Origin of the sequence: Bacillus sp. BF2-3 (assembly GCF_008368795.1) — a bacterium.
In the GTDB taxonomy this organism is placed as follows: Bacteria; Bacillota; Bacilli; order Bacillales; family Bacillaceae_G; genus Bacillus_A; species Bacillus_A cereus.
Map to the genome: position 1 here is coordinate 286,373 of NZ_QOSA01000002.1, position 21,839 is coordinate 308,211.

Consider the following 21,839-nt stretch of genomic DNA (forward strand, 5'->3'; position numbering starts at 1 on the left):
GTCAATAATACGTCAAAAATAACCTGAATTTACTATGCAGGTATATTATACAATTCGATTAACGAATAAAACACTACAGAAATAGTGAAAAGGTAAAAAATAGCATTACAATAGTTTGAAAAACTGAAACTTCATATTTTTCGACAATACATACAAAATGTTTTTGTCTTTTCGTATTTCTTAATAATTGAGTTTGATAAGATTGCTCAATTAACTTTTATTATAAAAACTATGAAGGAAGTGATTTTAGTATGGAAACGCTCGAATTGGCACGAATACAGTTCGCATCAACAACGATTTTCCATTACTTTTTTGTTCCGCTGTCAATTGGTTTAGCTTTTATTATTGCGATCATGCAAACGTTGTATGTGGTAAAAGGGCAAGAGGTATATAAGAAGATGGCAAAGTTTTGGACGCAATTATTCCTTATTAACTTTGCAGTAGGTGTAGTAACAGGTATTTTACAAGAATTTCAGTTTGGTATGAACTGGTCAACGTATTCACGTTTTGTAGGTGATGTATTTGGTCCCTCGCTTGCAATTGAAGGATTACTGGCATTTTTCATTGAGTCTACATTCCTAGGTTTATGGGTATTCGGTGAGGACAAATTACCGAAGCGAATTCACTTAATGTGTATTTGGCTCCTTTCAATTGGAACGATGTTATCAGCATTCTGGATTTTAACTGCAAGTGCATTTATGCAGTCACCTGTCGGGTATGAAATGGCAGCTGATGGTCGTGCGCAAATGAATGATTTCTTAGCCATTATTCAAAACCCACAACTATGGGTACAATTCCCGCATACAATTACAGCGGCAATTGCAACAGGTGCATTCTTTATTGCTGGTGTAAGTGCATGGAAAATTACAAAAGGACAAGAAACTGTAGTATTTAAAAAATCTTTCCGAATTTCTATCATTGTTGGAACAATTACAACGGCGCTTGTATTATTCTTTGGTCATGCACAAGCGCAACAATTAATTAAGACACATCCAATGAAGATGGCGGCAGCTGAAGCGCTATGGAATACAAGTGAGGATCCAGCACCATTTACAGTATTTTCGAAAATTGATACAGAGAAGAAAGAAAATTCGTTTGAAATTCAAATCCCTTATATGCTAAGTCTATTATCGTATGATAAGTTTAGCGGTCAAGTTGAAGGGATGAATCAAATTCAAAAACAATATGAGGAAAAATATGGACCTGGAGATTATATTCCTCCAGTGCATACAATGTTTTGGAGTTTTAGAGCGATGGTAATGAGTGGAACATTCATGCTTCTTCTAGGAGCTTACGGATGGTTCTTATCAAGAAAAGATCGTTTAGCTGAAAAAACGTGGTATTTAAAATTAATGGTGTATGCAATTTCTCTTCCATTCATCGGTAATACAGTAGGGTGGATTATGACTGAAATGGGTCGTCAACCTTGGGTAGTATTTGGTGTAATGAAAACAGAAGATGCTGTATCACCAAATGTAACATTCGGTGAAGTATTATTCTCACTTATTTCATTCACATCAATGTATTTAATTATGGGTGGAATTTGTGTGTACTTATTCGTTCGTACCATTAAGGGCCACACGAATAAGAAAACGAAAAAGGATTATCAAAGCCATGATCCATTTGATAAGGAGGAAGAGTATGTTATCTCTTAATGAGTTGTGGTTTTTAGTTATTGCAATCTTGTTTGTTGGATTCTTCGTACTGGAAGGTTTCGATTTTGGTGTAGGAATGGTTTCGAGGTTTTTAGGAAAGAATGATTTTGAAAAACGAGTTTACTTAAATACAATAGGACCGTTCTGGCACGCGAATGAAGTATGGCTTGTTTGTGCTGGTGGAGCCATGTTTGCGGCATTTCCGCACTGGTATGCAACTTTATTTAGTGGTTTTTATATTCCATTTGTATTTATGCTTCTTGCTTTAATTTTAAGAGGTGTTTCCTTTAAATTTCGTGCGAAAATAGATAATCATAAATGGAAGAGTGCATGGGATTGGGGGATGTTTATTGGAAGTATGTTACCTCCTATCCTTTGGGGAGTTGCGATTGCAAACTTTATGGTAGGTGTACCTATTGATGAGAGTAAAAATGTTGTAGGTGGATTCTTGCAATTACTTCATCCATTTGCGTTACTTGGAGGAGTAATGTTTCTCCTACTATGTATTGTTCACGGATTACAATTTCTTACGATACGTACAACTGGTAAATTGAGAGAACGTGCACGAATTGCTGCAATAAAAATTGCACCATTTTCATTACTTACACTTCTTGTTTTTGCTGGTGTGGGGTTATGGAAAACCGACATTTTCACTGCTCATGGAACAGAATGGATTATGGTACCAATCGGAGCTTTTGTAGCACTATTAGTGTCCACTTTATTAAATAAAAGAAGAAGAGATGGTTGGGCTTTCTTTATGACGAGTTTAACGATCATTTTACTAAGTGCGAGTGTATTTATCGGTATGTTCCCACGTGTTATGATTAGCTCTTTAGGAGCAATGAATGATTTGACAATTTACAACGCAGCATCAGGAGCTTATGCATTAAAACTTATGACTTACTTTGCGATTGCTATTTTGCCTTTCGTTATCGGAAGTCAAATATGGAGTTATTATGTATTTAGACAACCTGTTAAGTCAGACAACGATTTGGAGTACTAATGAAAAGAAAAAGAGGACTTCCGTCTTATCCCGGTAGCCGTATTTTATATGTAGCGTTAACGATTATTAGTATTTTAGAAGCTTTTAGTATTATTGCGCAAACAATCTTTTTAGCACGAGCTATTACGTTTTTATTTCATGGAGAGACAGTACAAACAATATTAAGTGAAGTTGTTTATTTTGGTATCGCGTTTGCAGCGCGTAACATAGTAGTTCGAACATCACAAATATTAGTGGAACGTTTTGCTGAAAAAACAGGGTCGTTACTAAGAAAACAATTGATAGAGGCATATTTCACATTAGGTCCAAGGTATGTTCAAACTGTTGGAACTGGTCATCTGGTTACCTTATCAATTGAGGGGATTGAGAAATTTAAAACATATATTGAATTAACGATTCCTAAAATGATTAGAAGTAGTATCGTTCCAGGTCTAATTGTACTATATGTTTTTACGCTAGATATTGAGTCTGGAATCATTTTAGTTGTAACGATTCCTATCGTGATCATATTTATGATTCTTCTCGGATTAGCAGCGCAAAAAATGGCAGATAGTCAGTATGAGATATATCGTGTACTTTCGAATCATTTTGTAGATACGTTAAAAGGTTTAGAAACATTAAAGTATTTAGGGAAAAGTGAACAGCACGAAGGAAAGATTGAAAAAGTAAGTAAAAGATATAGAAAAGCAACGATGCGTACTTTGCGAGTTGCTTTTCTTTCTTCTTTTGCATTAGATTTCTTTACGAGTTTATCAATTGCGTTTGTGGCAGTTGGATTAGGGATACGTTTAATAGATGGAACGATTATACTATTACCAGCCCTTACAATTTTGATTTTAGCTCCGGAATATTTTCTGCCGATTAAACAAGTGGGAGCAAATTATCATGCGACATTAGATGGACAAATTGCGATGGAGCAAATAGAAGAGATTTTGCAACAACAAAAAGGAATACAAAAGAAAGATTTAAATGAAGATATAGTATGGAATGCCTCTAGTAGCTTGAAATTACAAGATATCAAAGTTAATAATACTGAATCTGAAAAGGCTATATTAGAAGGAATTAATTTTACTTGGGAAGGTAACGGTGCTATTGGTGTTATTGGTGAAAGTGGTGCAGGGAAATCGACGTTAATCGACGTATTAGCAGGTTTTTTATCTCCTTCGAGTGGAAAGATGTTAGTAAATGGTGTAGAAGTTGATGGATCTACTCGTGAAGATTGGCAAAAAAATATTGCTTATATTCCGCAGCAACCTTATATTTTTCCGCTTTCATTAAAGGATAACATTCGTTTTTATGAAACAAATGCAACAGATGAAGAAGTTGAAAGAGTTATTAATGAAGTCGGCCTTCGTTCACTCGTTACATCACTTCCAAATGGGATACACGAAAGAATTGGAGAAGGTGGACGTATGCTAAGTGGCGGACAAGAACAGCGTGTTGCTATGGCGCGTGCGCTTTTAAGTAAAAAACCAATCATTTTATTAGATGAGCCTACGGCACATCTTGATATTGAAACCGAATTTGAAATAAAGCAAGCGATGTTACGTCTATTTAATGGAAAGTTAGTATTTTTAGCAACTCACCGTCTACATTGGATGAAACAAATGGACCATATTCTTATTCTAAATAAAGGGGAAATGAAAGAAAGTGGGACGTATGAAGAACTTTTAGAGAATGAGACATTACATTTTCATAGGGAAGAGAGGGGAGAGAAATGAGTAACTGGGTTAAACCTTATATAAAACAAAATAAAGGTAGAATGACTTTAACTATTTTCCTTGGTCTTCTTGGAGTTAGTTCAGGAGCGATGTTACTTTTTATTTCAGGTTATTTGATCTCAAAATCTGCCCTTAGACCAGAAAATGTAATGGCTGTATATGTTCCTATTGTTGCAACAAGAGCGTTTAGTATAGGGCAAGCTGTATTTCATTATATAGAGCGCCTAGTCGGACATGATGTCGTACTACGTATATTAGAAAAAATGAGAACGAGGCTATATAGAATAGTAGAACCACAGGCGTTATTTTTCCGTTCTCGATTTCAAACGGGTGATATGTTAGGAGTGTTATCCGAAGATATAGAGCATTTGCAAAACCTATATTTACGTACAATATTTCCTGGCATATTAGCGCTAGTTGTTTATAGTATCTTCGTACTTGTTATCGGTGCATTTGATTTTGTTTTTGCACTTATTGTAGGTTGTATGTTAGCTATTATCGTTTTTCTTCTTCCGTTTGTATCATTACTTTTGATGAAGAAACATCATGTTACTTTAAAGCAAGGAAGAAACCGTTTGTATCAACAACTGACAGATGCTGTTTTTGGATTATCTGATTGGCAAGCAAGTGGTCGTAAAGATGAATTTATTAATGAGTATGTAAAACAAAATGATCAGTTGTTAAAAATCGAAAAGAGAGTGAAACGCTGGTATCATATTCGGGACAGTATCATTCAATTAGTAGTAGGTATTGTAGTTATTTCGATGATCATATGGACTGGGAATGAAGCGGCAAGTGAACAAATTGCTCCTACAGTTATCGCAGCTTTCGTATTAATGACTTTATCTGTAACAAACGCGCTTATTCCTATTGCAGATGCCATCGATCGAATACCGTCGTACGTAGAATCTACCCATCGTCTTAATGGCGTAGAAAGTGATAGTGTTTTACATGATGAAACGGATTTGCATGGAGAGAAAGATTATATTGAACCAAAACATGTAGATATTGAACTGAATCACGTATCGTATAGTTATCCAGATAGTAATGAGATTGTATTAAAAGATGTATCATTACAAATAAAAGCAGGGAAGAAAATTGCTATTTTAGGGAGAAGTGGGACAGGGAAATCTACTTTACTAAAATTGTTAACAGGGGCGTTAAGCCCAGTAAATGGACAAGTTGTATTGAATGGTGAACGAGCTCATACGAATCTTTTAGCTAAATATATTTCTGTATTAAATCAAAAGCCGCATTTGTTTGATACGACAATTGGAAATAATGTACGAATTGGCAAACCGGAGGCGACGGATGAAGAGATATGGAAAGCTTTAGAGAAAGCACAATTAGCTTCACATGTTACTTCTCTTCCAGACGGATTACAAACAAAAATGCATGAAATGGGAAAGCGGTTTTCTGGTGGGGAAAGACAAAGGGTTGCTTTTGCTAGAACTCTTATGCAAGAAACACCAATTATTGTACTTGATGAACCGACTATCGGTTTAGATCCAAAAACAGAATTGTCTTTAATCGAAACAATGTTTTCTGCAACAGAAGAAAAGACGGTTATTTGGATTACGCACCATCTTGTAGGAATAGAACATGTAGACGAAGTTATATTCCTTGATCGTGGCCAAATTGTCATGCAAGGTAGTCATAAACAACTTCTGAAAGAAAATGAAAAGTATCGTAAACTTTATGAGTTAGATAAAGGAATATGATTTGAATAAGCAATAATTGTAAAAATAGCTACGCCTAATGGTGGAGCTATTTTTTTGTTAGATTGCAGGTGTATATGATTGTTACGAATTAAAAATGAATTTCATATTATACATATAGTGGAGGGGATGTACATGAAGGAGCAATATAAAATCATTGTTTTAAGTGATGAGTTATCAGGGGAGAGGATTCGAAATACGTTAGACAAAAATAAATGTAAAACAATAGTTCATGTTGTAGACGTTTCAGATGTTGTTCGTATAGAAAGTTCTTTTCAATATATAGTCATTTGGAGAGGGGACGCAGAAAAACTTACAAATGACTTGATAAATAGGGGCGTGCAAAGTTCAAAAATTATTAATTTAACAAAATACATGTATGAATGGAAGGATAAATTAATTTCTATCTATCAAATAAATCCGGATCTTATGTCTTTATACATTTCTATGAAAAAAGCAAAGAGTGATCCGACGTATGAATTGTTTGCTACCGGTTTGTCTTATCCACATTGTGGCATAAGTACGGAGCTTCTCTCAAAAAAGTCAATAAAATTAACACTTCCATCGCAAGATCTATACTATGATTATTTAATAGCGTCACAACTTTTATCAAACAATCATTCATTTCAATATTGTTTAATAGGAATAGCCTATTTCTCGTTTTACTTTGATATGTCGTTATCATCTGAATCATATAGAATTCACAAAGTATATTATCCATTGTTTCAAGATGGTCATCATACTGTAGTTCATTCTCCTCTACCCACTGATGGATTCTCACATCTAAATACTCCGAAACCACTTCTTTCTATTTTTAATTTGCATTTTGAATATATTTTATTATACGAACTAAAAGATGAATCATTGACGCTGCCTTGGATAAATGCTGAATGGAATACTACTTCTCTTCATATTCCTTTTGAAGAACACGGGAAAATAAGAGCAGCTTCACATGCTAAATTGGCGTATCCTCATACTTTAGATGAAAATAAAATGATTTTTAAGAAATATTTAGAATTACTGTTAAAAAACGATATAAAGCCATTAATTGTTGTGTTCCCTGTTACTTCACATTATTTCAATTGTAGTAGTAAGAAATTAAAAGAAGATTTTTATAAAGTTATAAATGATTTTCAAACTCAATATTCTTTTCAAATTATAGATCTATTTGATTCGCCATTATTTTGTGACGATGATTTTTATGATAGTGATCATATGAATAAAAAAGGTGCAAATAAAATGTCCGCATTATTAAATATGTTTATTCAGGAACGAAAAGTATGATATTTTGTTTCCTGTTTGCATAAAAGTATATAGGCTCCATACAGTTAAAGTAATGTGATTTTTGTGTCGCGTATATAAATAATATGCGAAGAGGTGAGAGAGTTAAAATGAGAACTCGTATTGAAAGAACTGAAGAAATGGTAGAGCAATTTCCGTTGGTAAGTGTATTAATTCCTACGTATAATCGTCCTAGTTACTTTGAAAAGGCGTTATGTAGTGTGTTAGAACAAACGTACCCTAATATAGAAATTATAGTTGGAGATGACAGCACGAATGATGAAACAGAAAAATTGTTACAAAAATACTTATGTGATCATTCAAATATTATTTATATAAAAAATAGGTCAACTCTCGGACAATTTGAAAATGCGTTAATGTTATTTAATGAAGCGAACGGTGAGTATATAAATTTTTTAATGGATGATGATGTATTTCATGTGAATAAAATTGAAAAAATGATGAAGTATTTTTTCAATGATTTAGATAATGAAATTAAGCTTGTAACATCTCATCGTCAAGTCATTGATGATAAAGGGAAAGAACTGCGACATATTTATTCGACTGTCCGTTTATTTGAAGAGGATACCATTATAGAGGGAACAGAATTAGGAAATAAGGTAATTGTGGATCAAAAAAATTATATTGGAGAACCGACAACAGTTTTATTTCGTAAAAATGATTTACAAGAACCATATGGGATTTTTGATAAGAGGCGGTATTTATGTAACGTAGATATAGCTTCATGGTTATCTTTATTAAGTAAAGGAAAAGCAGTATATATAGCAGAGACACTGAGTTACTTTCGATTACATCCAGATCAACAGTTAAATGAATCTAATAAAATGATGGATGGGTTAGAAGATTTTTCACACAGTATTATAGCAGGAGAACAATATGGTTTCTTATCCACCGAAAAAGAGTTAGACAAAGCGATAACTAATTTTCTAGATTATGCAAGAAGGATAGTTCCATCATCAATATTATATACATTAGACTATTACCAAAAAATTAGAGCGAAGAAAATAAACATAGAAAAGAAAAAACAACATATAAATAATAATTCTTCATTACCGAAAGTAAGTATACTTATTCCTGCATACAATAGACCTTATTACTTGGAATTAGCACTCAACAGCGCTTTGAATCAAACATATGAAAATATTGAAATTATTATTTCTGACGATAGTACAAATAATGAAGTCAATGCTATGATTCAACCGTACTTACGTGAATATGAGTGTATTACATATGTTAAAAATGAAACGCCGTTAGTTGCCGAAAACTTTAATAAGTGTGTAGAACTTGCGAATGGGGACTATATGAACTTTTTATTAGATGATGATTTATTTCATCATGAAAAGATCGAGAGAATGATGAAATACTTTTTGACGTTAGAAAATATTTCATTTGTGACGTCATATCGTGAACTGATTGATGAGAATGGAGAGATATTACCACCTTCAACATTAAATATGAAAATCGCGAAAGAAACTACACTTTTTGAAGGAAAAGAATTAGGAAATTATATGTTAAAAAACTTAAAAAATGTAGTTGGTGAGCCGACAACTGTTTTGTTTAATCGGGATTTGTTTGACGGGAAGTTTGGATATTTTAAAGGAAAGGCTTATTCTGCTATTAATGACATTGCAACTTGGCTAGATATGATGAGGAAAGGAAAAGTAGTTTATATACATGAACCTCTTAGTTATTTTAGACAACATAGTGGACAAAATCAAAAACAAATGCATTTTATTTTAATGACAATTGAAGAGTGGATTGAATTAATTATAGATGCATATAATAGTGGGTTTTTAAGCTCCGAAAGTGAGTATAAAGAGAGTTTATCTTATTGTTTAGAAAATGCGGGATTTATAGTTAAGGATGCAGTAAGAAATGGCGAACTAGATCAAATTTATAATGAAAAGATAAAAAAAGGCTTAAATAAGTTAGTTGCTCATATGTTCGAGAAAGAATCTTGTTATTGTCAATATTGTAATCAACAATTTGAAAAATTTTCACCTTGGCCAGCACATTATGATTTTCCGAAATATAAATTTGAAATGTGGAATAAAGATACAGGGATATGTCCAGTTTGTAATTCGATGGATCGTGAAAGATTGTACCGTGTGTACATTGAAACGGAAACGGACTTGTTAAATAGAAACTATACAATGCTTCATATTGCACCTGAAGCGAAGTTAAGAGATTGGTTTAACGAGTATAAAAATATTACGTATGTATGTGGTGACTTAGAACCAAAGGATCCATTAATGAAGGAAATTGATGTTACAAGGATTACATATGATAGTAATACTTTTGATGTAATATTATGTAGCCATGTGTTAGAACACGTTCCTGATGATGACAAAGCAATGCGAGAGTTATATAGAGTGTTAAAGCCAAATGGATGGGGAATTATTCAAGTACCGATCGTAATGAATGTAGATTTTATTATAGAGAATGAATTAATTGTAACACCACAATTGAGGAAATTAGCTTTTGGTCAAGAAGATCATGTGAGAATTTACAATCAATCGGGATTTATTCAACGATTAATGAATGCAGGATTTAAGGTAGAATTATATAACATAGCGGAAAAACAAGGAATGAAAGGTGCTAGGAAATTTGGATTATCTGAAACAGATATGCTCTATATTGTACGAAAATGATAGGAAGGAATAGATAGATATGGAGAATATTCCTTTTTTACGTGCTTCAACTGTACCTGTAAGTGAGTATTTGGACGAATTGAAGGAAATTGATACATCTCACATATATACGAATTATGGACCTATAAATCAACGTTTTGAGGAAACAATTATGTCGTCATTTTTTCAAAACAGGGGAGCTGTTACAACAGTAGCAAACGCAACGTTAGGGTTAATGGCGGCTATTCAACTAAAGAAAAGAAGAAAGGGAAAGTATGCTCTCATGCCTAGCTTTACATTCCCTGCGACTGCCTTAGCCGCTATTTGGTGTGGATTGGAACCGTACTTTATTGATATTTCAATAGATGATTGGTATATGGATAAAACCGTACTTTTGGATAAAATAGAAGAATTAAAAGAAGAGGTTGCGATTGTTATCCCGTACGCCACTTTTGGATCATGGATGAACTTAGAAGAATATGAAGAACTAGAGAAGAAGGGGATTCCGGTTGTCGTAGATGCGGCGCCGGGATTTGGATTAATGAATGGAGGGATGCATTACGGTCAAGATTTTAGTGGAATGATTGTATATAGCTTTCATGCAACAAAGCCGTTCGGAATTGGTGAAGGAGGGCTCATATATAGTAAAAACGAAGAAGATATACAACGTATTAAAAGAATGGGGAATTTCGGATTTGATAAAAATCGTGAATGTACGATGATGGGGTTTAATTGTAAAATGTCTGAATACGCAGCAGCTATTGGGATAGCGACTATAAAAAAGTGGGATCAAAAATTAAAAGAACGCAGCCGTATTTCTGAATGGTATAAACAGTTGTTACAAAATACTGGGTTAATGAAAAAAGGGTGGAAAGTCCAAAAGACAGAAGCGGTTATTCACCAATTTATGCCTATCATTTGTCCAGAAGAAGTTCGCAATATACAAGTAATAGAAGAACTGAAAAAACAGAAAATAGAAGCTAGATTATACTTTTCACCATCTTGCCACCAACAAGTTCTTTTTAAAAACTATAAGTCTACAGATTTAACAAAGACGAATAAAATAGCAAAACGAATCGTAAGTTTACCTTTATGGGAAGGAATGACGAAAGAACTAGTAGAGCAAATTGTAATCTGTTTAGAGCAGAAGGTGGTGTCGGTAGATGAATAGTTTTTATAGTCAAGAAGAACTAAAGAAAATTGGATTTTTATCTGTTGGGAAAAATGTATTGGTTAGTAAAAAAGCAAGTATATATAATCCGAGTGCTATATCAGTTGGCAATCATGTAAGAATTGATGATTTTTGCATTTTAAGTGGTAAAATCACAATTGGAAGTTATTCGCACATATCAGCGTATACAGCGTTATATGGAGGGGAAGTTGGGATTGAAATGCATGATTTTGCAAACATCTCAGCTAAAACAATCGTATATGCAGTACTTGATGATTTCAGTGGAAATACATTAATGGGGCCAACCGTCCCGAATCAATATAGGAATGTGAAAGCAGAAAGAGTTATTTTAAAAAAACATGTGATTATTGGTGCTAATTCTATTATTTTTCCAAATGTAACGGTAGGAGAAGGTACGGCAGTCGGTGCGATGAGTATGGTAAAAGAGAGTTTAGATGATTGGTATATTTACGCTGGAGTTCCCGTAAGAAAAGTAAAACCTCGTCAAAAAAAGATGCTAGAGTTAGAAATTGATTTTTTAAAAAGCATTCATTCTTAACAAAAAAGAATGAATGTTTTTTATTTTTATCTCGCTATTTGCCGGGCAGTAAGACCCTACCTCAAAATTCAGCGGAAGTAAAGAAGTTAGGTGGGGATCGGGCTGATAGCCAGTGGGGGATGAACAAAATCCTCACTGATTAAACTTTCACTTTATGATAGAGCAGAGAGTATCTTAACTTATTGTGTTTTAAATTTTGCTGACCAAGGCAATACTGAGCCATAGTGAATGTAAAGTTGGAGGGCGAGCGTATATGTTTGATGAAGATGGGATTGTTTTAATTATGGAACCAGCTGATGAAAGAAACTTGAGGAGATTTATTTTTTCAGTGCCAAAGTCAGTGTATGAAAAGAAGGGGCTTACATTACACTATGGAACAGCTATAGGACAAGGCTATATGGATATAATTGAAGATATTATAAGCGTACATATAGAAATAGATGTTGTAACGATAATAGGGCATGTAAGAGGATAAATAGCTATTTGAAAAAGGTTATAAACAATTTAGCTAGAAGTTATGTATAGAGAAAATTACAGACAATGATAAAGACGAAGGGAGTCTAAAATGAAAATAAAATCAATTTTATTAGTATTTATAGTTTCAATTGGTTTAATGGGATGTTCAATAGTGGAAGAAGGAAAGAACTCCATAGATTATGCTCAAAAGGCGACAGACTATGTAAATGAAATAAGTGCATTTGCAAATGATGCACCAGCATTAGCAGAAAAGGCCGTTAATGATAGCGAGGCTCGAAAAGAATTAGAAACGAAGCTTAGTGAAATTAAACAAGATATACCCGCATTCAATGAATTAACGCCACCTGATGTAGCGAAGGATATTCATCAACAAATCGTCGGATATAACGAAAAGTTAAATACGTTAATTGATACGGCGATGACAAAGATAGAAGAAGGAAAAGTGGATGTAGAGCAATTTAAAAACTCTGAGCTTATGCAGACGGTAGATCAAGTTCGAGATTTGAAAGATAAAGTGCAAAATTTAGGTCAATAGTAAAAAGCTCCGTTTGTGATAAACGGAGCTTTTTACTATTGGATACAATAAACGATTACACCAACGATAATAATCATGTTGCCGATGAGTTTACGTTTCGTTATTTTTTCTCCTAGGAAATACCAACCGAAAATTAATATGATGATATAACTTAAGGATTCTAATGCTGATGCTTGTTTTAATGCCATACCCTTCATGGCGATAACATTTAATCCGGCGTTAATTACAAATAAAGAGTAGCCGATAATAACATAAGGATTCACATATTCTTTTATTCTAGAATCGTATTGTTGCAAAGTAGCTTTTTTTAATAATATTTGTGAGTAATTAGCTAAAATTATCCCGAAAATAAATAATAACATATAACTATTCATCTTTTGTCACCACCACAATTCCGACAATAATAATAGCTGCACCAAGTAAATGATTCCACTGAATCGTATCTCCAAATAGAAATACTGACCAAAGCATTGACCACAGTATAATAATCCCGCGATGTGAATATGCTTTTGAAATTTCGAAATGTTTAATTACTTGTTGCCATAAAATTGCATATCCGAATAAAAGTATAACTAATCCGAAATAAGCAACAAAAAATGAGATGGAAGCAATGGGGAATTTAGCTGCCCATTTCATGTAAACCATAATGATAGAATATATCAAAAAAGCTACATGTAAAAATACGTAATTTTTAATAGTTGGTTTCATTTATTCACTCTCTTTTGCATATAAATATATATTTATATCTATCTTTTCCTAATAATAGATATTGGAACGTATTTTGTTTAATCTTTCACATTCCAAATTATATAGTATCATGGCTTTTATTGTAAAACAATAGAAGCTATGCATTCATTTTTTCCAAGGTTCTACAATATGTATCGTTTTATTTGTTGCATCCAACTCTACTTGAACACCGATAGGCATGGTAATCATTGGATGTGTATGACAACAATCGAAGTCAGCTAGAAAAGGAATTCTTTGATTTTGAAGTACTTCTAGTAGTATTTCAAAAGGTTTTCGATTTGTACCACAATCATCAAATTGCTCATGTTTTCCAAGAATGATACCTGAAATTTTATCGAATACACCGTTAATTTTAAGTAATGAAAAGCTTCTTTCAATAGTAGCTGCATCTTTTGAACTGTCCTCAATGAAGAGAATGTCGCCTTCTTGAATATGTGGCATATAGGGGCTACCCCAAATTCCTTGTATCGTGTTTAAATTCCCGCCAATAATACGCCCAGTAGCTTTTCCATCAATTACTGAAATCCAATCGTTTGGTCGAAGTTCTTTCTCCTTTGTCTTTTCTTCCCAATTAATAAATTCATCTGACCAAAATAATGGTTGTTTTATATGATAAGGAAGAGAATGATCATGTAGTAAAGTTTCAGCGAAATATTTGTATGTGCAATCAACAAAAGGTTCAAATTCGCCAAAGGAAGGGACGAGAGCTGGTCCATAAAATGTAGGGATTCCTGTTTTGGTGTAAATTGCTAGTAATAAAGCAGTTGCATCTGAATACCCAATCATTATTTTAGGGTTCTTTAGAAAAGCATCATAATCAATATAAGGTAATATTGAATTTGAATTCATCCCACCAATTGTTGACATAATACAAGAAATATTAGGATTTCTTATTAAGACATTTAGCTCCTCAGCACGCTCTTGTATACTACCAGAACGATAAAAATCATATCGACCTGTTAATGAACCTTCTAATATATGAAACCCTTTCTGTTGTAAGTAAGATTTTGCTCGTTCAAATCTCTTTGGTGAAGTGTAGGTTACTGGTGAAGAAGGGGAGTAAATCCCAACTGTGTCTCCGTATTTTAATGATTTTGGAAGTAGCATTTGTATGAATCCCTTCTATTAAATAGTTTATCTCGCTATTTGACGGGTAGCCTGATTGGTGGGGCTGATTAAAGTTTCGCTTTATTTATGAGATTTTATTATTAAATATTCTTACGTTTCAATATTGTAAGTTTAACATAAATAAATTAAAATAATCATTGCTGTACTATGAATAAATATACCTTTTACCTTGACTGTATAAAGGAATTGTTGATAAGGTTAAATGTGAGTGTATAAAAGGTTTGCTAAAGGAGTTTTGAAATGAATCGGTTAAAATGGGGAAGGATGACAGTCCTATTAGTCATTATTTTAGGGATATGTTGGTTCTTATTCCAAGGAAATCAAAAGAGCATAGCGAATGTAGAGGGACAACCTTTGCAAGTGGCAGAACTACCTAAAGCAGGATTTACTGAAAAAGTAGTCCCGCCAAAGTACATCCCACCAGAAATTAACGCAAAAGCAGCTATGATTATCGATGCGAGTGATGGAGATATTATTTATCAATATAATGAAAATGAAGCTTTTGCCCCGGCTAGTATGTCTAAGATGATGACAGCGTATCTCTTACTAGAGAGTATACATAATGGGAAAGTTCGCTGGGAAGATCCAGTAAAAATGAGTGCGAAGGCGGCACAAACAGAGGGAGCGAGAATCCCAGTACAAGTTAATGATACATTAACTGTTAAAGATTTATATCATGCATTAATGATTGAGTCAGCTAATAATTCAGCTGTGGCTTTAGCAGAACATATGGCAAAATCGGAGAAAGATTTCGTTCAGCTTATGGATGCAAAAGCGAAACAGTTAAAAATGTCGGAACATGCTAAATTTGCAAATGCTTCTGGATTACAAGAGCCAGATGGAAGTGAAACAAAAATGACGGCTGCTGATGTAGCGCAATTGGCATATCATCTTATAAAAGATTATCCGGAAATATTAGAAGTGACTCACTTACGCCAAAGTCAGCTAGCATTTAATAATATTAATGTTATAAGCACAAACGACATGTTAAATAAAAATAATAAAAGTTTATATATAGAAGGAATGGACGGACTAAAGACTGGATTTACAGATAGTGCAGGATACTGTTTTACTGGGACTGCAAAGCAAGGTGATAATCGAATTATTACAGTGGTCATGGGGACATCAAGTAAAACAAAACGTTTTACAGAGACAAATAAGTTAATGTCGTATGCATTTGGATTAGTTAATTAAGTAAGTAAAATACGAATCTAGATCGCTACATAAGTAAGACTGTTCGTTGTTACTAATTTTAGATAACAACGAGCAGTCTTTTTATTTTCATTTTAAAAAGGAAAAAGAGTCTAAATACAAGTGTTAACATTTGAGTTTATTTGTTGCTGTGATATTATAAAGTTATAAGCTTATTAATAATAAGTTTGAGGGGCGTAATATGATATATACATATGAAATAGCCTCAATTGAAAATTGGAGGGAATTATGATGGCAAAAGATTTTTACTCAGCAATTGAAGACAGAAGATCTATTTATGCAATTAGTAAAGAGCAAGTAGTTTCTGATGAGAAAATTCAAGAAGTGATTTATCATGCTGTAAAACATACACCTTCAGCTTTTAATTCTCAAAGTGCTCGCATTGTTGTTTTATTAGGAGAACAACATGATAAATTATGGGATATTACGAAAGAAACGTTACGAAAAATTGTACCTGAAAATAACTTTGCACCTACTGAAGAAAAAATGAATGCATTTAAAAGTGGTTATGGAACGGTTTTATATTTTGAAGACAGTGAAGTAGTGGAAAGCCTTCAAGCTAACTTTGCATTATATAAAGATAATTTCCCAACTTGGTCTCAGCAATCATCAGGAATGTTACAATTTGCAATTTGGACAGCTTTAGAAATTGAAGGGTTTGGTGCTACGTTACAGCATTACAATCCGCTAATTGATGAAGAAGTGAGAAAAGAGTGGGATGTTCCAGAGAATTGGAAACTTATTGCGCAAATGCCATTTGGTAAACCGGTAGTACATGCTGGTGAAAAAGAATTCCAACCGCTAGAGGACCGTGTGAAAATTTATAAATAATTTAAAAAGGTGAACAGGAATATAACCTGTTCACCTTTTTTTATACGTAATAAGGGTTTTTTTGTCCTGCATTTTTCATCTGATTTTTTAATTCGTTTTTACGTGTTTCAATAGCTGATACTTTTTGTAATGTTATCATTGAAACGAATTGAATAAAAGCATAGTATAGCTCTATGTTTTTTTGTATTGGATCATCTATTATATTTCTCACAAATATGCCTCCTCTTTTTATTCCAATAAAACTCCGCATTAATGGGCAGCCCGAGTGGTGAGGGTTAATAATTAGCGGAGGATGTATAAAACCCTTACTGATTAAAGTTTCATTTTATAAGGGAATGAAACTTTAATCAATTCGCTAAAATTCTTGTTTATTAAGATATGTATATAATACTATAAATATCCTATAAATTCCATTATAAGAAAAAGAGAACAGTTGATATAGTGTGTGTTTTCTTTAAAGGAGAAATGGCTTTTGTGAAATAAATCTTACAATTCGTCAAATTATTTCAAAATTGTAGATAGTATAGAAATTTAGTTTTCTAAAAATATTATACTATTGATAAATAGAGTGATTTTTGTCATGATGAAAGTATACTTTATGTAAGGAGCTTTATAAGGAAATACATACTTGAGTTTGTATTAGGTTAATAGAATTTTTTATAATAGATAGAAAAGGGATATTTTATATTAAAATATTAAATGGAATGTCGAATTTTCATGCGATATATAAGAAATTTGAAAAAACCATTGCAAAAACACTGTGTTTAATGATAAAGTTCACATGAAGTTCACACGGATTTCACTTTGTTCATTTAAAATGAACTCTGTGTGAAAAATAAAACTCTTGCTAAAAAATGGAACTGGATGAATATTTTACTTTGATAATATTGTAAAGTATTAAAGTTTTAGTTTTTTTTAAGAGGATAGTAGGGAAAGGAAGTAAAGACAACTTATGAAAAAAGTAATTGCAGGTTTAGCAGCAGCTTCTGTAGCTGGCGTTGCAGTTCCAGGAATGGATTCTGCTCATGCACAAGTTTCAAATGAAGCGCTAAAAGAAATTAATGGACAAACTCAAACTCAAACGACTGTAACTGAAACAAAAACTGTAGAAACAACTTCTGAATTAAAATACACAGTAACTGCTGATGTATTAAATGTTCGTTCAGGTGCTGGTACAGGACATAACGTTATTTCTAAAGTAAAATCAGGCCAAGTGCTACAAGTAGTTGGACAAGAAAATGGTTGGTTCAAAGTAAACGTAAATGGTCAAACAGGTTATGTAAGTGGTGACTTCGTAACAACTGGTGGCAAAACAGGAACGACTGTTCAACAAGGAACAGGTACTTACACAGTAAACGTTTCTTCACTTAACGTACGTACAGGCCCAAGTACATCTCATACAGTATTAGGTTCTGTAAACAAAGGTAAAACAGTACAAGTTGTAGGTGAAGTACAAGATTGGTTTAAAATCAACTTCAATGGTGGAACTGGATACGTAAGCAAAGACTTCGTAACAAAAGGTGGTTCTGCTGTATCTAACGAAACACAACAACCAACTACAAACAACAATACTACAACAGTTCAAACTGGTGGTTCTTATGTTGTTAACACTGGTGCTTTAAAAGTACGTACAGGCCCAGCTACATACAACGCTGTAATCGGTGGAGTAACAAATGGTAAAGTATTAAACGTTACTGGTGCTGAAAATGGTTGGTACAAAATTAACCATAACGGCCGCACAGGTTACGTAAGTGCAGACTTCGTTAAGTTTGTAAAAGGCGGAGTAAACAACGTTACAAATAACAATAATGTTACAAATAACGTTCAACAACCAGGTAAAGACGTACAAAAACCAACAACAGGTGGAGATACATCTTCAATCGCTGGATTCGCTAGATCTTTAAATGGTTCACCATACAGAACTGCTGGTACAACACCTGCTGGTTTTGACTGCAGTGGATTCATTCACTACGTATTAAATCAAACTGGTCATAAAGGAGCTCGTCAAACAGTTGCTGGATACTGGAGCTCTAAAACAAAAACTAGCAATCCACAACCAGGTGATTTAGTATACTTCCAAAATACTTATAAATCAGGTCCTTCTCACATGGGTGTTTACTTAGGAAACGGTCAGTTCATTAGTGCAGAAACAGATGCAACTGGTGTACGTATTAGTTCTGTAAGTAACTCTTACTGGAGCAAGCACCTATTAGGTTACACAAAAGCATACTAAGAAAAAGTAGTTTTATATACTTTTCGTATAGAGAAAAGGCTTTCCAAGGAAACTTGGGAAGCCTTTTTATAGTTGAATAAATTGGAAGTTTAATAGTTTTTATTTTAACTTTCCATTTAAAAATCGATCATATAAGTCATGGAAATAGTTAGGGCGAAATAAGTTCGCTGCATGTCCCGCTAACGGTATTTCCTTATATAGAACGTTAGGCAAAATAGATTTCAAATCAAATAGACAAGATTTATAGAGATGATCATGCTCTCCCATTACCCATAGTATAGGGTGAGGAAGTGATTTTAATTTAGATTTTAAATCGAATTCTAACCTATGTCGTAATGACTGGGCAATTATGGATGAATGTAATTGTAATCCGAAACGGTAGTAAATATTTCTTGAAATGACTGCGAACGGATTTGCTTTTAGTATACCGCTTGGAAAAATAGTATTTGCGTATTGAGAGAGCCATTTAGAGTATTCATCTCCTCGCTTCTCCCAAAAATTTTGAAATACATTATATAAACGAGAAGGGTTATTGTAATGTCCTCCAATATGACAAATACTTAATACTTTTTCTGGATGCATTTGTGCAAAAATTGTAGAGATGTAACAGCCGTAACTTAGCGCACAAATATGTGCTTTTTTAATATCTTCTTGCTCATATAAGTTTAATAATTGATCTACGAGGCGCTGTAATGAAAAGTCGATTGCTTTTCCTTTATCATCACCGTGACCTAATAAGTCATAAGTTATAATGTTGTAGGAGGAAGAAAAACGTTTTTGCTCCTTTTTGAAGGCGCGACGATTGCCAACTAATCCATGAATAAAAATAATTGTTTCCTTTTCAGAATGTATATTTGTTTGCAAAAAGGATACTCCTTTCACTAACTGGAGATTTATATCGTGTTGTAAATTATTTATCTATAATTTACATAGAATAATATTAAGTACCAGGTAATAATATCAGATATTTATATCTGTTGTAAAGATGAGTTTTTATGTATATTTTGTAAAAATAGAAAAAGTGTGTTTACATTCAGTTTACATTTGTATCGTATTCTAATTTTAGAAAGAACAGTTTGGTTTACCACGAGGAGATGAACAGGAATGGAAGTTAGAAATGAAATGAAGAAAAAAGGGAGTTGGAGGCAGTTTTTACGCCTTATTCAAGATACAAATCCTCCGAAAGGAATTTTAGTTTTTGCGTTATTAATGAGTTTGCTTTCTACGGGAGCGAGTTTATTTATTCCTATGCTTACAAAAGGATTAGTAGATAATTTTTCGCTTTCTTCAATTAGTGCAGGACAAATTGTTGGATTAGTTGCTTTCTTTGTAATGCAAACTATTGCGGCAGGGCTGTCTATATATTTACTAAATTATATTGGGCAGAAGATTGTAGCGGGACTAAGAGAACGTTTGTGGAAAAAGGTACTTATCTTGCCGGTATCTTATTACGATCAAAATAGAACAGGTGATACGATTAGCCGTATGACGAATGATACAGGTGTTGTGAAAACGTTAATTTCTGAGCATTTGTCAAACTTATTAACAGGCGGTATTTCAATTGTTGGATCGTTAATTGTATTATTTGTTTTAGATTGGAAAATGACTGCGTTACTTTTAACGGTTATTCCGTTGTCTGTATTAATTTTAGTTCCACTTGGACGAAAAATGTATAAGATTTCAAAAGCGCTTCAAGATGAAACGGCATCTTTTACAAGTGTGTTAACGCAAGTGTTATCAGAAATTCGTTTAGTGAAATCTTCAAATACAGAAAAAAGAGAATATGAAACGGGCAATACAGGTATACAAAAGTTATTACAATTTGGTTTGAAAGAAGGGAAAGTGCAAGCATTAATTTCGCCAGTTATGTCGTTTGTTTTAATGGCACTACTTGTTATTATCGTAGGATATGGCGGGATGCGAGTTTCTAGCGGTGCATTAACAACCGGTGAACTTGTAGCGTTTATTTTGTATTTAGTTCAAATTGTAATGCCGATGAGTCAATTATCTATGTTCTTTACACAATTCCAAAAGGCAATTGGTGCAACGGAAAGAATTAGTACGATTTTAGAATATGAAGTAGAAGATCATGAAACTGGTGTGAAAGTGACAAATGCTAAGCAACCAATTGTTCTTGAAAATGTACATTTTGAGTATAACGAAGAAGAGCAAGTTTTGAAAAATATTGATTTCACAATTGAATCTGGAAAAGTGACAGCGATTGTAGGACCAAGTGGTAGTGGGAAAACAACGTTATTCTCATTACTGGAACGTTTTTATGAGCCAACTAGTGGTGCCATTAAATTAGGAAAAGAATCAATTACGAGTTATTCATTAGAGTCATGGCGACGTCAAATCGGTTACGTATCACAAGATAGTCCGTTAATTGATGGAACGATTCGTGATAATATTTGTTATGGTGTCGAGGGCGAAGTAACGGATGAAGAAATTGAAAAAGTAGCTGCAATGGCATATGTTGATGCGTTTATTCATGACTTACCAAACGGTTATGCAACAGAAGTTGGAGAACGCGGTGTGAAGCTTTCTGGGGGACAAAGACAGCGAATTGCTATTGCCCGAGCGTTACTTCGAAATCCGCAAATTCTTATGCTCGATGAGGCAACTTCAAGCTTAGATAGTAAATCTGAGTCTGTCGTTCAAAAAGCATTAAATAACTTAATGAAAGGCAGAACAACATTAGTGATTGCACATAGACTTTCTACTGTTGTAGATGCAGATAAAATTATCTTTATTGAAAAAGGGAATCTTACAGGTAGTGGTACGCATGATGAATTATTACAGACGCATGATATGTATCGTGAGTTTGCAACGCAGCAATTGAAAATTAAAGAGGGGGCATTATAAAATGAATCATCAGTGGGATTTTACTCCACTGATGATTCATTTTTAAAAAATA

At 33.5% G+C, this 21,839-nt stretch carries 19 protein-coding genes; 14 read left to right on the forward strand and 5 right to left on the reverse strand.

Features of this window, described 5'->3' with window-relative positions:
* Positions 1-251: 251 nt before the first annotated feature.
* From cydA to DN401_RS03630, 10 genes are all read left to right on the forward strand, one after another.
* Entirely contained in the window at positions 252-1,655 is a 1,404-nt protein-coding gene (gene cydA, locus DN401_RS03585) for a cytochrome ubiquinol oxidase subunit I (protein ID WP_000448870.1), read from the forward strand.
* A complete protein-coding gene (cydB, locus tag DN401_RS03590; protein WP_000950085.1) occupies positions 1,642-2,658 on the forward strand; it encodes a cytochrome d ubiquinol oxidase subunit II in 1,017 nt (338 codons plus the stop codon). Before cydA ends, cydB begins: the two co-directional genes overlap by 14 nt.
* The gene (gene cydD, locus DN401_RS03595) at positions 2,658-4,379 is read left to right on the forward strand and encodes a thiol reductant ABC exporter subunit CydD (protein ID WP_000824039.1); all 1,722 of its coding nucleotides are present in this window, start codon (positions 2,658-2,660) and stop codon (positions 4,377-4,379) included. Before cydB ends, cydD begins: the two co-directional genes overlap by 1 nt.
* Positions 4,376-6,100 carry a thiol reductant ABC exporter subunit CydC gene (cydC, locus tag DN401_RS03600; protein WP_149287522.1) on the forward strand — a complete coding sequence of 575 codons (1,725 nt, stop codon included), beginning with the start codon at positions 4,376-4,378 and terminating at the stop codon, positions 6,098-6,100. The genes cydD and cydC overlap by 4 nt, the downstream gene beginning before the upstream one ends.
* Before the next feature lie 132 nt (positions 6,101-6,232).
* Positions 6,233-7,381: a hypothetical protein gene (locus DN401_RS03605; protein WP_149287523.1), complete on the forward strand. Its 1,149-nt coding sequence runs from the start codon at positions 6,233-6,235 to the stop codon at positions 7,379-7,381.
* Between the two features lie 107 nt (positions 7,382-7,488).
* Positions 7,489-10,050: a glycosyltransferase gene (locus DN401_RS03610; protein ID WP_149287524.1), complete on the forward strand. Its 2,562-nt coding sequence runs from the start codon at positions 7,489-7,491 to the stop codon at positions 10,048-10,050.
* Positions 10,051-10,069: 19 nt separating this feature from the next.
* Entirely contained in the window at positions 10,070-11,200 is a 1,131-nt protein-coding gene (locus DN401_RS03615; protein WP_000427964.1) for a DegT/DnrJ/EryC1/StrS aminotransferase family protein, read from the forward strand.
* A complete protein-coding gene (locus DN401_RS03620; RefSeq protein WP_061457072.1) occupies positions 11,193-11,759 on the forward strand; it encodes an acyltransferase in 567 nt (188 codons plus the stop codon). Before DN401_RS03615 ends, DN401_RS03620 begins: the two co-directional genes overlap by 8 nt.
* A gap of 253 nt (positions 11,760-12,012) precedes the next feature.
* Positions 12,013-12,234, forward strand: a complete 222-nt coding sequence (locus tag DN401_RS03625; protein WP_000459099.1) for a hypothetical protein — start codon at positions 12,013-12,015, stop codon at positions 12,232-12,234.
* Positions 12,235-12,324: 90 nt separating this feature from the next.
* Positions 12,325-12,771 carry a DUF6376 family protein gene (locus tag DN401_RS03630; RefSeq protein ID WP_000695202.1) on the forward strand — a complete coding sequence of 149 codons (447 nt, stop codon included), beginning with the start codon at positions 12,325-12,327 and terminating at the stop codon, positions 12,769-12,771.
* Positions 12,772-12,806: 35 nt separating this feature from the next.
* Here DN401_RS03630 and DN401_RS03635 read toward each other — a convergent pair whose 3' ends face one another.
* The 3 genes from DN401_RS03635 to DN401_RS03645 form a co-directional block, all read right to left on the reverse strand.
* Positions 12,807-13,145, reverse strand: a complete 339-nt coding sequence (locus tag DN401_RS03635) for an EamA family transporter (protein ID WP_001089868.1) — start codon at positions 13,143-13,145, stop codon at positions 12,807-12,809.
* Entirely contained in the window at positions 13,138-13,479 is a 342-nt protein-coding gene (locus tag DN401_RS03640) for an EamA family transporter (protein WP_000805125.1), read from the reverse strand. Before DN401_RS03640 ends, DN401_RS03635 begins: the two co-directional genes overlap by 8 nt.
* Before the next feature lie 144 nt (positions 13,480-13,623).
* Positions 13,624-14,625, reverse strand: coding sequence for a S66 family peptidase (locus DN401_RS03645; RefSeq protein ID WP_000926333.1), 1,002 nt, complete (start codon positions 14,623-14,625; stop codon positions 13,624-13,626).
* A gap of 261 nt (positions 14,626-14,886) precedes the next feature.
* Between DN401_RS03645 and DN401_RS03650 the strand changes: the two genes are divergently transcribed.
* Together DN401_RS03650 and DN401_RS03655 are read left to right on the forward strand one after the other, a co-directional pair.
* Positions 14,887-15,840, forward strand: a complete 954-nt coding sequence (locus DN401_RS03650; protein ID WP_001080870.1) for a D-alanyl-D-alanine carboxypeptidase family protein — start codon at positions 14,887-14,889, stop codon at positions 15,838-15,840.
* 246 nt (positions 15,841-16,086) lie between these two features.
* Entirely contained in the window at positions 16,087-16,689 is a 603-nt protein-coding gene (locus DN401_RS03655) for a nitroreductase family protein (protein ID WP_002204806.1), read from the forward strand.
* A gap of 40 nt (positions 16,690-16,729) precedes the next feature.
* Here the strand turns inward: DN401_RS03655 and DN401_RS03660 are convergent, their stop codons facing one another.
* Positions 16,730-16,900, reverse strand: coding sequence for a hypothetical protein (locus DN401_RS03660; RefSeq protein WP_001244279.1), 171 nt, complete (start codon positions 16,898-16,900; stop codon positions 16,730-16,732).
* A gap of 741 nt (positions 16,901-17,641) precedes the next feature.
* On the opposite strand from DN401_RS03660, the gene entFM reads away from it, so the two are divergent.
* Complete coding sequence (gene entFM, locus DN401_RS03665; protein ID WP_000755525.1) at positions 17,642-18,922, forward strand: enterotoxin EntFM; 1,281 nt, start codon at positions 17,642-17,644, stop codon at positions 18,920-18,922.
* A 99-nt stretch (positions 18,923-19,021) separates the two neighbouring features.
* Here the strand turns inward: entFM and DN401_RS03670 are convergent, their stop codons facing one another.
* Positions 19,022-19,786: an alpha/beta fold hydrolase gene (locus tag DN401_RS03670; RefSeq protein ID WP_078421567.1), complete on the reverse strand. Its 765-nt coding sequence runs from the start codon at positions 19,784-19,786 to the stop codon at positions 19,022-19,024.
* A gap of 240 nt (positions 19,787-20,026) precedes the next feature.
* Between DN401_RS03670 and DN401_RS03675 the strand changes: the two genes are divergently transcribed.
* Positions 20,027-21,787 carry an ABC transporter ATP-binding protein gene (locus DN401_RS03675; protein ID WP_000453886.1) on the forward strand — a complete coding sequence of 587 codons (1,761 nt, stop codon included), beginning with the start codon at positions 20,027-20,029 and terminating at the stop codon, positions 21,785-21,787.
* The last annotated feature ends 52 nt before the right edge of the window (positions 21,788-21,839 follow it).